Genomic DNA, 13,204 nt, shown 5'->3' with positions numbered 1-13,204 from the left:
TCTCACCCGCGCGGGTGGATCTCAGCTATTTCCGCAGCGCCAAGCAGGTGCTGGGACCTTTAAGGTCATCGTGATTTTCCTGAACGCGCTGCAGATCCTCGGCGGTCAGGGCACCGTTGTAGAGCGAGCCCAGAAGGACGGTCACTCCCGGTTCGGTGTTATCGGTCAAGGTCACTCGCGATGAGGGGAAGAAACGCGCGACGGTGTATGCGGCATCAACAGATTGGGGACCTGCTTGAATCTGAGCAGAACCCGCGTATTCAGGTGAGGAATTCGAAGGATCTGCCACCTGGAAGCCCACGCTCTTGAGCATGTCTGACGCATCGCGTGCAACACCCGAGCGCGATGTCGTATTGAAAACCTGTACCTTGATCGAGGACGTAGCCAGAGGCTGAGTTTCCTCGCTAGGGCAGGGAATATCCCCTGTCGAGGCGTACTTAACTTTTGCGGAAAAGCCGTTAAGGAAGGGGATAGGAAGAATTCCCGAGAGCACCAAAAGGCTGAGGACACTGAGTCCAGCCATCACCGAAAGAACGATCGAGAAGACCGAATTCTGCTTAAGCTGGCGTTCGCGGCGATAGAGTTCGCGGCGGGACAGTTGGGGTTGTGGTGCACTCACAGGACTAACCTACTTCACGAATGGCACTTTGCGCATGAATTACGCCGAATTTCAGTAGAGCACCATTGTCAGAATCAGGGTGATAACAGCAATCAATGGAAGTGCTCCCTGCTTGATAGCTGCGCTTCGTTTATCTGGAAACCAGAAGATAGCAGTTGCCGGGAGTGCAGCTTAAAGCACTCCCGGCAACGCTGCGGCACCGCACGCTCAACCCCACTTCAGCGCGCATAGCGGCCGCTCACACACTCGACGCTCCCCCAAACACAGAGTCGCCGAGCACGTTGTTTTATGCAGGCCTGAATTCAAAGGATTCAAACCCAAGTTTCTTGATGTCTTCAGCCATCGCCTCGACTTCCATGTCCCACGCGCGATCCCCCGCATTGAAACCTTCTGCAGTGCCCATGGCACGCGCCTGCTGAAGTGCAAAATGCGTTGCACCCAAGTCCTTGACGCACAAGGCAACCTCGCGTGCATCGGAAGGACCATCCGGATACACCGTCAGGCGAACCTCATAGGCAACACCCGAATCCAGCACCTCTCCCAGGCTCTCCCACGCCTTCGGCCCCGCATTGGGGCGCCCGGCCACGGCCTCGTACGCAGGACCCGACATCGCTTTAATGTCAATGCCCACCCAATCAACCAGGTCGGAACGCAAAATCTCACGCAGACGCGAAGGATAAGGACCCGCGGTGTGCAAACCAACCTCGAAGCCCAAATCGCGCACGCGCCGCATGGCCGGCAGAAGGGCCAACTGGCGCGTGGCCTCGCCACCGGAGAAGACCACCCCGTCCAGCAGACCAACTCGACGGCCCAGCAGGTCCTCAACTTTCTCCCAGGACACTACCCCGGGAATTTTCGGATCGATGATCGCCTGATTGTGGCAATACGGGCATGCCCAGGGGCATCCCTGGGCGAATACCGTCGCCACGAATTTTCCCGGCCAATCGACGCTGGACATGGGGCTCAGACCCGCGATTTGCAGGTCCGAGGCCCTCAAAGTCGCAAGGCTCATCGCTGATCTACCGGCGGGAAAGCACTGACCAGTTCACCATGATCCGAAGCCGCAGCCTCAGAGAACATGGTGCGCTCGTTGTACTCCCCCTTCTTTCCGATATTGAAGGATTTCACGGGGCGGAAGTAGCCCATGACTCGAGTCCAGACCTCACACTCTTGTGGTTCACGGTCGGGGTGGGCCTCGGCGCACTTCTCGCAGGTCCAGTGCTCGCCCACAAGGTAGCCGTGCACAGGGCAGATCGAGAAGGTCGGGGTGATGGTGATGTAAGGGACCTTGAATGCGGTCAGCGAACGACGCACCATCTCCTTGCAGGCCGCACCCGAGCTCATACGCTCGCCCATGTAGAGGTGCAAAACAGTGCCGCCCGTGTACTTGCCCTGCAAAACTTCCTGATCTTCCAATGCTTGGAAGGGATCGTCGGTATAGCCAACTGGAAGCTGCGAGGAGTTCGTGTAGTAGGGCTGCTCATCGGTGCCGGCCTGAAGGATGCCCGGGTAGTGGAGGCGGTCGGCCTTCGCGAAGCGGTAGGTTGTACCTTCGGCCGGGGTCGCCTCGAGGTTGTACATGTGGCCGGTTGCCTCTTGGAGTTCAACCATGCGCTCACGGATGTGATCGAGAACCGAGCAGCACATCTCAAAACCGAGTTTATCGGTGATGTCGTACTGGTCTCCCGTGAAGTTTCGAACCATCTCGTTCATGCCGTTCACGCCAATGGTTGAGAAGTGGTTGTTCAGGTGTCCCAAGTAGCGCTTCGAGTAGGGGAACAAGCCGCGGTCCATGTGGAACTGAATGGTTTCACGCTTGGCTTCCAGGGTCTGCGAACCCAGGTCAATCAAGTGATCCAATTCCTTGACAAGGCCGTCCATGTCGCCCGCGAAACGGTAGCCCAGGCGCGCCATATTGATTGTGACGACACCGATGGAGCCCGTCAGCTCTGCGGAACCGAAGAGACCATTGCCGCGCTTGAGCAATTCGCGCAGGTCTAGCTGCAGGCGGCAGCACATCGAGCGGATCATGTGGGGATCCAAGTCGGAATTAATGAAGTTCTGGAAGTAGGGAAGGCCGTACTTTGCGGTCATTTCGAAAAGCGCGTCAACATTTTCGCCCTCCCAATCAAAATCGGGAGTCATGTTGTAGGTCGGAATCGGGAAAGTGAAGACACGGCCATCTGCGTCTCCCCCCGTCATGACCTCAATGAAGGCGCGGTTAATGAGGTTCATTTCCTCTTGGAGCTCGCCATAAGTAAAGTCCACAACTTCGTCGCCAATGAGGGGGTGCTCATTGGCCAGATCATCCGGACAGGTCCAATCGAAGGTGAGATTCGTGAAGGGGCACTGGCTGCCCCAGCGCGAAGGAACGTTGAGGTTGTAGATCAATTCCTGCATGCTCTGGACGATCTGCTCGTAGGTCATGTTGTCCAGGCGAACGAAGGGGGCCATGTATGTATCAAAGGAGGAGAAGGCCTGCGCTCCCGCCCATTCGTTTTGCAAAGTTCCAAGGAAGTTCACGATCTGTCCGCACGCCGAAGAGAAGTGCTTCGGGGGTGCCGAGGCGATGGCACCGCTGACCCCGTTGAAACCTTCTTGGATCAGTCGCTTGAGCGACCATCCCGCACAGTAACCCGCGAACATATCGAGATCGTGGATGTGGATATCACCGCTGCGGTGCGCTGCTCCCGCTTCGGGGGAATAGACGCGCTCCAGCCAGTAGTTGGCGATCATCTTGCCGGCAGAGTTCAAGATCAAGCCACCCAGCGAGTAGCCCTGATTGGCGTTTGCATTAACGCGCCAATCGGAGCGGTCAAGGTATTCCTCGACGGTCGAGATCGCATCGATGTCATAGCGTGTTGTGGGAGATGTAGTCACGGTTTTCCTTTCCGAGCTTCAACACAGACATCGTGGTGGGGGCACAATATCTAGTGCGCGAGACGAACGCGTCCCACAATATCTAGTGGTTGCGGAGAAGGTATAGCTACGACATGCGGCGTGTTGTCATTCGACAAAAATGCGCAAATTACGAAAGTGGGTGAACGCATTGCGCGAGTATCTGAATAGCTTGCGAATAAGTTAAATGAAACCAAAGCGAGCGCGCTTTTGACTCAAAAACGGGACTATTTCGCCGAGAGTCGGTCAACCTCGTGAATAACAAAACCTGCAACAGCGACAACGGCAAAAGATGAAATCCCGGCAAGAATATGCGCACGACGCGGAAGAGCATCCAAAAATTCTGCGTAGGTGATTCCGCCCGAACCCATTTGTGCCAGATCATTGGGAGTAAGTGCCCACACAGAATAGACAACTCCCAAAACTGTGATGAGTGCGCTGGCCATTGCAATGACAGCCATAGCTTTTTGGACGGGCACGCCGTGGCGAACGCGGGTCTCCAGCGGACACAAGATCAGTGCCCAAAAACCACAGATTGCCATAGCGACAAGAACATCGGCGGGGCGGTGCCAGCCAAAAACCATGACGGAGATACCCACCAAGGATGTCCAGATATACCCGATCCATGCTGCGGGGCCTCGGAACCATTCGGGAGCAATCATCACCAATGCCAGAGCAAGGGACATTGCAACTGTCGTATGCCCCGAAGGAAGCGAATTCAAAATGGCTGCCGACACGTGGAAATCCGGGCGATCAATGAGCAGCTTCGCAACCTGAGTCGTCGTATTAGCCGCAACAATCATGCCCAGAGCGCGACCAGCCAGTGTTGGACGACGGCGCAACCACGCAATCAAGACAATCAGGCCACCAACAGCGACCATCGCAGGAACCGAAATAATGTGCGTTACGGTGCTTCCCACAGCGCCTAAGGGCTCCGCCCAGCGCATGGCAGCTTCCATCGACAAGGTGTCAATCGCCTGGCCTGTAACAGTGAAGACGGCAACCCAAGCGACAAGGATGCTGAAGAGCACACACCCTCCCGCAGCAAAAAGTCGACGCACGAGGCGAGGGCGATAGCCGGGAGCCACAGTCCTTGGGGCGCTCCGAGCAGCACCCACACCGGTACGCGCACTACCACCACGCGGGCTTGATTGGCGAATGTTCGGTCGCCGTCCAGCACCAGAAGAGGGGGTTTCAGAAGTAGTACTCCCCGAGCCCTGGGGGCCAGAGAATCGCCTTGAAGAGGTCGAGGCCGCGAGGGCTTCCGGAACCTCTGCAGCATCCTCTGAGGGTGCGTAGGCCTCGGATTCTTCGGAATTAAAGGAAGGATCAGGATAACCGGGAATGCGGTCGCTCATTGTCTCCCCCTTCCCTCGTGCGACAACCAATTTGGGTGGCAACTGTTTCGTTTCGCGTACTTCGAAGGTCTTATTTTAGTCACCCATCTGGGGCATTTTCTATTGGAACACTTGGTTTTTCCTCGGTTGATTGAGGTAACATTTTGTCGCATTCTCAAGCTTCTATCTCGAGCCGCGCTCCGGTCATTCGGTTAGAGTGGAGGAGTCAACAGGCGTGAGTCACTGCGACTCACTGCCACTACCGACTCGGATCAGGGGTGCTACGTGTCGATTTCTCCGGTCAATACCGACCGCATTCGCGCTGTCTTGCACGGTCACGATCTGAATTTTGGTGAATCTTCAGACGAAGAGCTCGCTGTTCCGACACGAAATGCGATCTATTTCTGGAACACATCGAACCCCCACATCCTGCAATTGCGTGCGCACTGGCGTGGAATTGCCAACGATGATGCCGAATTTGCGTCGCTCACTGAAGAAGTTCGGCGCTGTAATGCAACGCGTACAGGCCCGAAGGCGTACTTGGCTCCTTTCGAAGATGGCCGACGCTACGGGCTGATCGCCGAATGCGACATCGTTGCGACAAACGGTCTTTCGGAAGCCCAGCTCGATACCTTCTTCGAAACTTCAATGTCGATGATTATGGGATTCTTCTCTGATCTTGAAGAAACCCTTCCCGAATTCGTCACGTGGAGTGATCAAGATTCGGATCAAGAGTCATCTAGCGAGGCGAACACCATCTCGCTCCACCAGGGAGATCGATCATGAGCACGCTTCCGGGACCCTATCCCGTACCCAAGGATTCGATCACGCCGTACAAAGTGACTTTCGATCGCTTAATGCGCACGCTTTCTGAGCTGCAGTTCCAAGCTGATGTTTTGGCGGAAAACCGCGCTGCTGGCGCCGTTTTCGACGGGGTACCTTTCCTACTCAGCATGGATTCTTCCGAGCGATTCCTGTCGATTCGCGCGGTCTGGGATACCGACTTTGACGCCGAAAAGGCCGGCCATCCACTTTTCGCCGCAGCTGATTCATGGAACCGCGAGAAGTATTTCCCAACGGTTTATTGGATGCTAGATCCCGCCGGCTCTCTTCAGGTATGTGCCGATTTCGCCGTTGACACTTCTGCCGGCCTATCGGACCAGCAGCTCACCGACCACTTGGGCGCTGGCATTTCAACCGGAATTGACGCAATCCGCTACATGCAAGAGGCCGCAACTCAGACCTTGGGTTGGGTCGCTCCGGAGGCGGCTCCCTATTCTGCTTCGCCCGAGGCCTCGGCCCCCGCTGAGTCCTTCGCGCAGCCCCAGCCGGGTAGCTCTGCTTCCACTGATAGCGAGGCCGAGGGTCGCTCCGCTCATAGTGGCGCCGCTTTCGGGCTCTGATGGATTCACACTCTGAGGACCTGCTCGAGATCATTCGTTCCCGAGGCACACAGGGTCAGTTTGTCGATTACCGCTGCCTTCCTGCGCAAGATGCCCTGACTTCAGCGTGGCCCGAGTGGATTCCCACCCCTGTCGTATCTGCGTGGCGCCAAAGCGGAGTCGATGAACCGTGGCTTCACCAAGTGCAAGCCCTTGAGTCGATCCATTCTGGACACGATGTTGTCATTGCGACCGGCACAGGCTCGGGCAAGTCTTTGGTCGCCTGGACACCGATTCTTTCTGACTTGGTTCAAGCAGATGAGTCAAACAGAATCTCCGATATTCACCGGCGTCCAAGTTGCCTTTACCTCTCACCAACCAAAGCACTTGCAGCAGACCAGCTTCATTCACTGAACCGTCTTGTTGACGGCCTCGAACATGGCGCTGCCCTTGCACTTGCCGATGGGGATACTCCCCGTGAAGCCAAGGAATGGGCTCGCGCAAACGCCGATATCGTCCTGACGAACCCTGACTACCTGCACTACGTCATGCTCCCACGACATGAGCGTTGGACTCGTTTTTTGGCATCGCTGCGCTACGTGATTGTTGACGAAATGCATCAGTGGCGAGGAGTCAGCGGTAGCCACATTTCTCTGGTTTTACGCCGACTTCTAAGAATTGCACGCCACCTTGGTGCAGACGTCCAGGTCATTATGATGTCCGCGACTTTGGCCGATCCGCAATCCGTTGCTCAGACAATGATTGGCCGCGAGAACGTCGATGCGATCACGGACGATACTTCCGGGCGCGGAACTCACCACATCTTTATGTGGGAGGGCCGCGAGGTTCCGCGTGAAGAGGATGTATCAATTGATGCCTTCCTTTCTGCTCTTCGCAGCGCCGAGGCCGGCGAAGAAACGGTTCTTGAAGCTCCAACTCAGCGTCTTTCCGCCCAAACCGAGGCTTCGCTTCTATGTGCAGAACTCATTCGTGCCAATGCACGCCTGCTGACCTTTGTTCGCTCACGCGGTGGTGCCGAGGCCGTCGCCGCCCAAACCCGCGACAAACTCCGCGACGTTCCAGAATTAGCCTCGACCGTCGCTGCGTATAGAGGAGGCTTCCTTCCCGAAGAACGCCGAACCCTAGAATCTGCACTGCGTTCGGGTCGATTACGTGCACTTGCAACGACTTCAGCCTTAGAAATGGGTATCGACATCTCTGGGCTTGATGTCACTATCACCGCGGGTTGGCCTGGGACTCGCGCATCATTTTGGCAACAGGTTGGGCGCTCCGGACGTGCCGGGGCAGATGGTATTTCTGTTCTTATTGCCGGCGACAACCCCCTTGATTCTTTCCTTGTTCATCACAGCGATGAGATTTTTTCCCCTGTCGAGGCAGCGGTATTAGATCCTCAAAACCCGTGGGTTTTGCGCGATCACCTGTGCGCAGCCGCGGCCGAACTCCCTCTCCCTGAGGACGAGGCGGTATCTGTTTTCGGAAGTGGAGCTCCTGCTCTTTTAGCTGAGCTCGGTCAGGAAGGGCTCCTAGTCCACCGAAGTGGAGGCTGGAGATGGAATGTCAGCTCTTCTGATGGTCCATGGGAGGAAATCCAGATCCGCGGCAGTGGTGGTGATGTTCAAATTGTCGACACTCGAAGTGGAAGCATCATCGGTTCTGTTCCCCAAGATTCTGCAGATTCTCAGGTGTTTCCCGATGCGATCTACGTGCACCAGGGACGAACCTTCCACGTCCTCTCTCTCGAAGAAGGCCCCACACGCATCGCCTATGTCGAAGAAGTTCGCACACCGCTCAGGACTAGGGCCCAAGACGCAACCTCATTGCGGGTTATCAGTGTTGGTGAAGAATGGGTCAGCCCAGATTCTCTTGTTCACTGGTATCGAGGGACTGTTGATGTCACCCGTCAGGTCACCGATTTTGACCTCCTTCGACTTCCGGGGCTGGAATACATCTCAAATACTCAACTCGATATGCCCGAACGCACTTTACGCACCCAGGCCTGCTGGTACACCTTGAGTCCAGCGACAATGGCAGCGATCGGAATCGATAAAGGCGATGTCTTAGGGGCGCTCCACGCAGCAGAGCATGCTTCGATCGCCCTTCTTCCCCTACTAGCAAATTGCGACCGTTGGGATTTAGGTGGGCTTTCGACAAATCTCCACACGGATACCGATTTACCAACTGTCTTTGTTCACGATGCTTATCCGGGTGGAGCGGGCTATGCGCATTACGGTTTCGCCCATGCACGCGAATGGATGGAGCGTACCTATCAGGCTGTTTCCGAGTGCCAATGCCATGACGGGTGCCCCCGATGCATCCAGTCTCCGAAGTGTGGAAACGGGAATGAACCGCTCTCAAAGGTCGGTGCAAAGCTCCTTTTAGGCTTCCTTGTCGAACATTCACCTTTCGAAGAAATTCCCAGAAAACTTTCAGATACAAAATAGTATCCACACAGTATGACTTCCTATATTTAAGTCATCGAGAGTTGGACCCCGCTTAAGTGGGGATGCCACACCGAAAGACTTTTCGGGAAACTCGCACTGTGTTGATGGGATGCTTGAGGGGCCGGCCGGGGGGCAGGCCCCTCAAGTGCATCTACAGCACTTTCATCATCAACTCCCGCTCGAGCCGAGCGAAAGACATTCCATCCCCAGCCACTGCTCACACGCACTGTGACGATCGTGTCGATGCTTTCACAGTGACATGAGCTCAGCATTGCCCCGTTTTCTTGAGCAACCTCATTTGCTACACGACAGGCTTTTTCCTCAACCGACTCCCACTGAGCTGTTGCGGAAATATCTGCTCCCGCCAAGGCACTGAGATCCGCAATATTCTGGGCTCGATTCCCCGCCGCAAGAAGAGCAATGTAGGCCAGCGCACTGCAGGTAAGAACGGCTAGGGCAGCCAGAACTCCAACCAACATGATTGTCCCGGATCCTTCATCCGGATCAGTCTTCTCACCCATTCTCAATCACCGCCAACCACAGTGCTCTCGCGCAACATCTGATATCTGCATTGCGAGTTCAAGCCGATCATTCCCGCGGGGCCCCTATAGGGAGCTTGCGCTTTGCCGTAGATCCACTTTTCGTCTGCGGAAAACTCAAAGTGGGCCCCAGCTATCGGTGCAGACATCACGCGCGCAGTTTCCTGCCCGTTCCCTCCGCGAGCGCTTTCGCGAATGCCCGCCGAAAGTGCAGTACACAAATTCTGGGTGGTCATGGCAGCAGCAAAGACTGAAAGGACAAGTGCAATCATGATGACTATCGAAAAGGTACCCAGAGCAATTTCAACGCTGACCATGCCGTCATCCGAATGCGTTTCGGATGACGGCATTGAGCGGCCGCACCTTAGTTTCATGAAATGCTCAATGCAGAGCTAATGAGCTGTTCAAGGGCAGATTGAACGACACCGGACTTTAAAACCACTAAGAGCAAACCGGCAAAACCCGCTGTTGCCAATGCCCCAATCGCATATTCGACCGTTGTCGATCCTTCTTCTGGATCTGTCATCATTTCACTCTTGGGATCACGATCGTCGTGAAGTGTTTCTTCCGTCGACATGGGCCTTTCCTTTCTCTTCGTTCCCATGTCTTGAGAGTGCGCCAAGAAGCTCTCGTAAATCTTCGCAGCCTCGAAAATTGTGGATGAATCGTCGACACACAGAAACTGTGGATAGCATTCAGGTGAATTCTTAGAAGCTATTTCGAGCCATTGTCAGAAGTACCGGTGCAACCCCTAGGAAGATGAAGGCTGGCAACATCAGTAGTCCCAAGGGCACAACCAATTTCACTCCCAATTCCTCTGCTCCAGCACGCGCATCACTAAGTCTTTGATCTCTGCTCGCTTCCGCTAAGGCATGCAACTGATGATCAACTGATGCTCCACGCGCCCATGCTTCTCGTAGCACCTCGGCAATCCTTGTTATCCCCTCACTGCATCCCTCCCAGGCACGATTCCATCTCACACCAAGAGTCAAACAACTGGCGACTCTCACCAGCTCTTCAATTCGCGCTGAACATCCAATGCACTCCAAAGCTCGAGGAATGGAGACTCCTGAATCCAATGCAGCAATTACCAGCTCAGAGATGATTGCGATATCTTCCTGAGCGCTCTCCTCCCATTGATATGACGATCGGCGTATCAGACGTAGTGAGACCCATCGACCCGCTCCCAAGAATGACAGCCCGATGAGTGCGCACATCGAACCCACTCCCCCGTCAACAAGCACAGGAAATGGGTTAATCCCCATGATGAATACCGCGACCAGTGCCAGCAGTGGCAGTAAGTTGAGGATCTTTGCGGATAGGGCGGGGCCTGCCCCAGCAACTCGCCGCGCCTTTTGAATGCTCTCAATATCATCGAAGTTTTGCGCCAAAGCATCCAAAACTGCTGACAAAGGAGCACCTAATTCGTAGGAGACGGCGCAGGCTGCAGTAACCATACGCGCGTGCTCTCCAGCCTGTTTGAGAACAATGGAAGCAACCCCATAGGGCACTCCTTCTTCTCCCTCTCCCACTTGCAGCCATGCATCACGCGCGGGCAACCCAGCACGAACCAAAGCACTGACTTTTCGCAGAGATTGAGCCGCTTCACTAATTCCGGAATATGAAGTACTTACCCTCCACGAAAGAGTCTGCACGCGTTGTAGATTCGACCAGAATCGCTGCTGCCCACGCGCCAATGGATGCGGATCCCACATCAGAACACGACGAAATGTCCTGGCCTGCATCAGGGGTCCTCAGTGAGCAATGCGCGCAGTCCTTCCCACGCGGGTCCGGGCTTCCCACGGCCTCGGCAATCACATCGATAGGCACAGGTACACGCAAGTACCCCATCTTCCATCCCAAAAATCCCAATCTGAGTCAGCTGGCGGGTGCCACGCTTTGGACCATGAGCAACACGCTCCATATGGACAACTAGCTGAAATGCCGCCTTTGCCTGCAGATCCGTTGCCCGAGCATCCATTCCCGCGAGCGCTCCCAGCGCTGCAAGTCGGGCGGGAACTTCTGCGGGGGTATTCGCGTGAATCGTGGCAAAACTTCCGCGGTGCCCGGTATTCAAAGCCGTCATAATGTCGCGAACTTCGATACCTCTACATTCCCCTAAAACGATGCGATCCGGCCTCATTCGCATGGCAGCTCGAACCAGTTCCGAAAGAGTCACTTCCCCGCGTCCCTGAGCATTAGCCTGTCTGGCCTGAAGGTGAACAACATGGGGATGTTGAGGATTTAGCTCGCTCATTTCCTCGATGCAGATCAGTCTTTGACTGTCGGGCAAAGTGCCCAAAAGTGCAGCAAGCAGAGTGGTTTTCCCACTCCCTGTCGCACCAGAAATGAGGATGTTGCAGCGCATATCAAGGGCACGCATCAACACCTGATATGAGGTGTCGTCTATACTTCCCATCGCACGCATCTGCTCAATGCTGAGCCCATTTCTTGCCGGAATCCTCAGGGAAATCAGAGTTCCCCCACCAGAAAGTGGTGGGATAACCGCGTGAAGACGAATCCCCATGGGTAAGACTCCATCGACGATCGGAGCCGCATCATCTAAACGCTTTCCGCAGATTCCTGCCATTGTGACGGCTAGTTCACGTACTTCTTCTTCACTGTCAAAAGAGCATCCAGCCGGCTGAACCCCCTGCCCGCAGTCGGCCCACACCTGTCTGGAATTCACCAAAATATCTGTAATTCCGGGAAGGTGAATCAAGGGAGCCAAGATCTTTCCCAAGCCATTAAAGCGAGCTTCGAGTTCTTCCAAATGCGTACCAAGCTCATCGATTCCCATCCCAACAGCTTTGATAGGTATCGCGGCTTGGTTGTCCTCCTTTCCCGAATGCGCTGCTACAAGGCAATCGTCGATCAGGCTCATTGCGTGCGCTCCACAATCTGCTCCCACAGTCGCAAGCGGGCACGTCTTCCTTTCCGCCCCTGCCGAGGCCTCATCCCCGCTGGATACACCCCCATTCCTTTGGTGTGGGTAATTTGAGAGATTTGAGTCGATGAGATTTGTCCACTAAGTGGAGTTCGTGAAAAGAATCCACGACGTGGAGGTGGCGCGATTAAGAGAAAACTTCGACATGGAAATGGAAATGACGCACTGAGAGCACACAGACGCGCAGCTCCAACAGCATCTCCCAGACCAATAAGAATGAGCGCATCAAAATTCCTCGCAGTCTGTTCACACTTCGCTCCCCATTTCCCCAGATCACACACCACACTGCGAGTTTCACGCAAAGCGGCAAGAAGCCCCGGGAGTCGCGAGTCATCAGAATCGGCATAGCCGCGTGAATCTCCGCCAATAAAAGACACCCCCTGAGCGCAGGGAAGACTATTCGCGATCGAGGGAAGGAAATAACGCTCGCCTCTACTCAAGCGCGACCAAGCCACCTGCCCATCCTCGGGAACAAGGATGTGTCCGCCACGGCCTCGTGCGGGTCCAGGTCCCGAGCAATTCACCAAAACACTTCCCGTGTCCACGCACAGATCCCAGGCAAGAGCAGAGACCCCTACTCCCCCGCTCCAACCTGCGATTCCCACACAAAGGTGAGAAGAATACGGCGGAACCATAGCCTGCCGACGCGCGTGATCAGCAAGGATCAGCTGCCCGATCGCCTTCTCACAACCTGGAAGACGCAGCGAATCTCCAATCACCAACACGTGGATTCCGCGGTGCTCCCACCGGGCTCGATCTTCGCTCCTACCAAGGACAGCGCAGATCACTTCCTCAACACGGAATTCTGTGTGCTCACATTCTTCTGGGTGGCACTCGCGAGTATTAATCCCCACCAGAGCACAGACCGCACGCAATGATTGCTCAGCACCTTGAGAAAGTGCCCAAAATGCAACGTAACCTTCGCTCTTCATGGTGCAAGCGTGAATTTTCTTTTCGCGCAATACCACCACGTCCGCGGAATCTGTGGAAAACTAGAGCCAATCCCACCCCTGTGGATAA

At 55.3% G+C, this 13,204-nt stretch carries 13 protein-coding genes; 3 read left to right on the top strand and 10 right to left on the bottom strand.

Going from position 1 to position 13,204, the window contains the following annotated elements; translation table 11 throughout:
• Positions 1-25: 25 nt before the first annotated feature.
• The 4 genes from ADG72_RS04805 to ADG72_RS04790 form a co-directional block, all read right to left on the bottom strand.
• On the bottom strand, positions 26-619 hold the full coding sequence (locus ADG72_RS04805; protein WP_048712737.1) for a LytR C-terminal domain-containing protein: 594 nt from the start codon (positions 617-619) through the stop codon (positions 26-28).
• A gap of 286 nt (positions 620-905) precedes the next feature.
• Positions 906-1,631 carry an anaerobic ribonucleoside-triphosphate reductase activating protein gene (locus tag ADG72_RS04800; RefSeq protein ID WP_048712735.1) on the bottom strand — a complete coding sequence of 242 codons (726 nt, stop codon included), beginning with the start codon at positions 1,629-1,631 and terminating at the stop codon, positions 906-908.
• Complete coding sequence (locus ADG72_RS04795; RefSeq protein WP_048712732.1) at positions 1,628-3,499, bottom strand: ribonucleoside triphosphate reductase; 1,872 nt, start codon at positions 3,497-3,499, stop codon at positions 1,628-1,630. The genes ADG72_RS04800 and ADG72_RS04795 overlap by 4 nt, the downstream gene beginning before the upstream one ends.
• A 245-nt stretch (positions 3,500-3,744) precedes the next feature.
• On the bottom strand, positions 3,745-4,875 hold the full coding sequence (locus tag ADG72_RS04790) for a phosphatase PAP2 family protein (protein ID WP_048712729.1): 1,131 nt from the start codon (positions 4,873-4,875) through the stop codon (positions 3,745-3,747).
• Between the two features lie 264 nt (positions 4,876-5,139).
• Here ADG72_RS04790 and ADG72_RS04785 point away from each other — a divergent pair, with 264 nt between their 5' ends.
• The 3 genes from ADG72_RS04785 to ADG72_RS04775 are packed head-to-tail and all read left to right on the top strand — an operon-like array spanning position 5,140 to position 8,698.
• Positions 5,140-5,640 (top strand): YbjN domain-containing protein, encoded by a 501-nt coding sequence (locus tag ADG72_RS04785; RefSeq protein WP_048712726.1) that lies wholly within the window; start codon positions 5,140-5,142, stop codon positions 5,638-5,640.
• Positions 5,637-6,257 carry a YbjN domain-containing protein gene (locus tag ADG72_RS04780; protein WP_048712723.1) on the top strand — a complete coding sequence of 207 codons (621 nt, stop codon included), beginning with the start codon at positions 5,637-5,639 and terminating at the stop codon, positions 6,255-6,257. Before ADG72_RS04785 ends, ADG72_RS04780 begins: the two co-directional genes overlap by 4 nt.
• Positions 6,257-8,698: a DEAD/DEAH box helicase gene (locus ADG72_RS04775; protein ID WP_048712720.1), complete on the top strand. Its 2,442-nt coding sequence runs from the start codon at positions 6,257-6,259 to the stop codon at positions 8,696-8,698. The genes ADG72_RS04780 and ADG72_RS04775 overlap by 1 nt, the downstream gene beginning before the upstream one ends.
• Before the next feature lie 26 nt (positions 8,699-8,724).
• On the opposite strand, the gene ADG72_RS04770 is transcribed toward ADG72_RS04775, so the two are convergent.
• The 6 genes from ADG72_RS04770 to ADG72_RS04745 form a co-directional block, all read right to left on the bottom strand.
• The gene (locus ADG72_RS04770) at positions 8,725-9,219 is read right to left on the bottom strand and encodes an Rv3654c family TadE-like protein (protein ID WP_048712717.1); all 495 of its coding nucleotides are present in this window, start codon (positions 9,217-9,219) and stop codon (positions 8,725-8,727) included.
• Between the two features lie 2 nt (positions 9,220-9,221).
• Complete coding sequence (locus ADG72_RS04765; RefSeq protein WP_239667662.1) at positions 9,222-9,587, bottom strand: hypothetical protein; 366 nt, start codon at positions 9,585-9,587, stop codon at positions 9,222-9,224.
• A gap of 20 nt (positions 9,588-9,607) precedes the next feature.
• On the bottom strand, positions 9,608-9,814 hold the full coding sequence (locus ADG72_RS04760; RefSeq protein ID WP_048712710.1) for a DUF4244 domain-containing protein: 207 nt from the start codon (positions 9,812-9,814) through the stop codon (positions 9,608-9,610).
• Positions 9,815-9,944: 130 nt separating this feature from the next.
• Positions 9,945-10,892 (bottom strand): type II secretion system F family protein, encoded by a 948-nt coding sequence (locus ADG72_RS04755; protein ID WP_239667661.1) that lies wholly within the window; start codon positions 10,890-10,892, stop codon positions 9,945-9,947.
• An 89-nt stretch (positions 10,893-10,981) separates the two neighbouring features.
• Positions 10,982-12,121 (bottom strand): TadA family conjugal transfer-associated ATPase, encoded by a 1,140-nt coding sequence (locus ADG72_RS04750; protein ID WP_048712706.1) that lies wholly within the window; start codon positions 12,119-12,121, stop codon positions 10,982-10,984.
• On the bottom strand, positions 12,118-13,116 hold the full coding sequence (locus ADG72_RS04745) for a hypothetical protein (RefSeq protein ID WP_048712703.1): 999 nt from the start codon (positions 13,114-13,116) through the stop codon (positions 12,118-12,120). The genes ADG72_RS04750 and ADG72_RS04745 overlap by 4 nt, the downstream gene beginning before the upstream one ends.
• Positions 13,117-13,204: the final 88 nt, after the last annotated feature.

The organism is Trueperella pyogenes, from assembly GCF_001070855.1.
Taxonomy (GTDB): Bacteria; Actinomycetota; Actinomycetes; order Actinomycetales; family Actinomycetaceae; genus Pauljensenia; species Pauljensenia pyogenes_A.
Note: the sequence above shows the minus strand (reverse complement) of the source record. Positions and strands in the feature narration are given on the sequence as shown.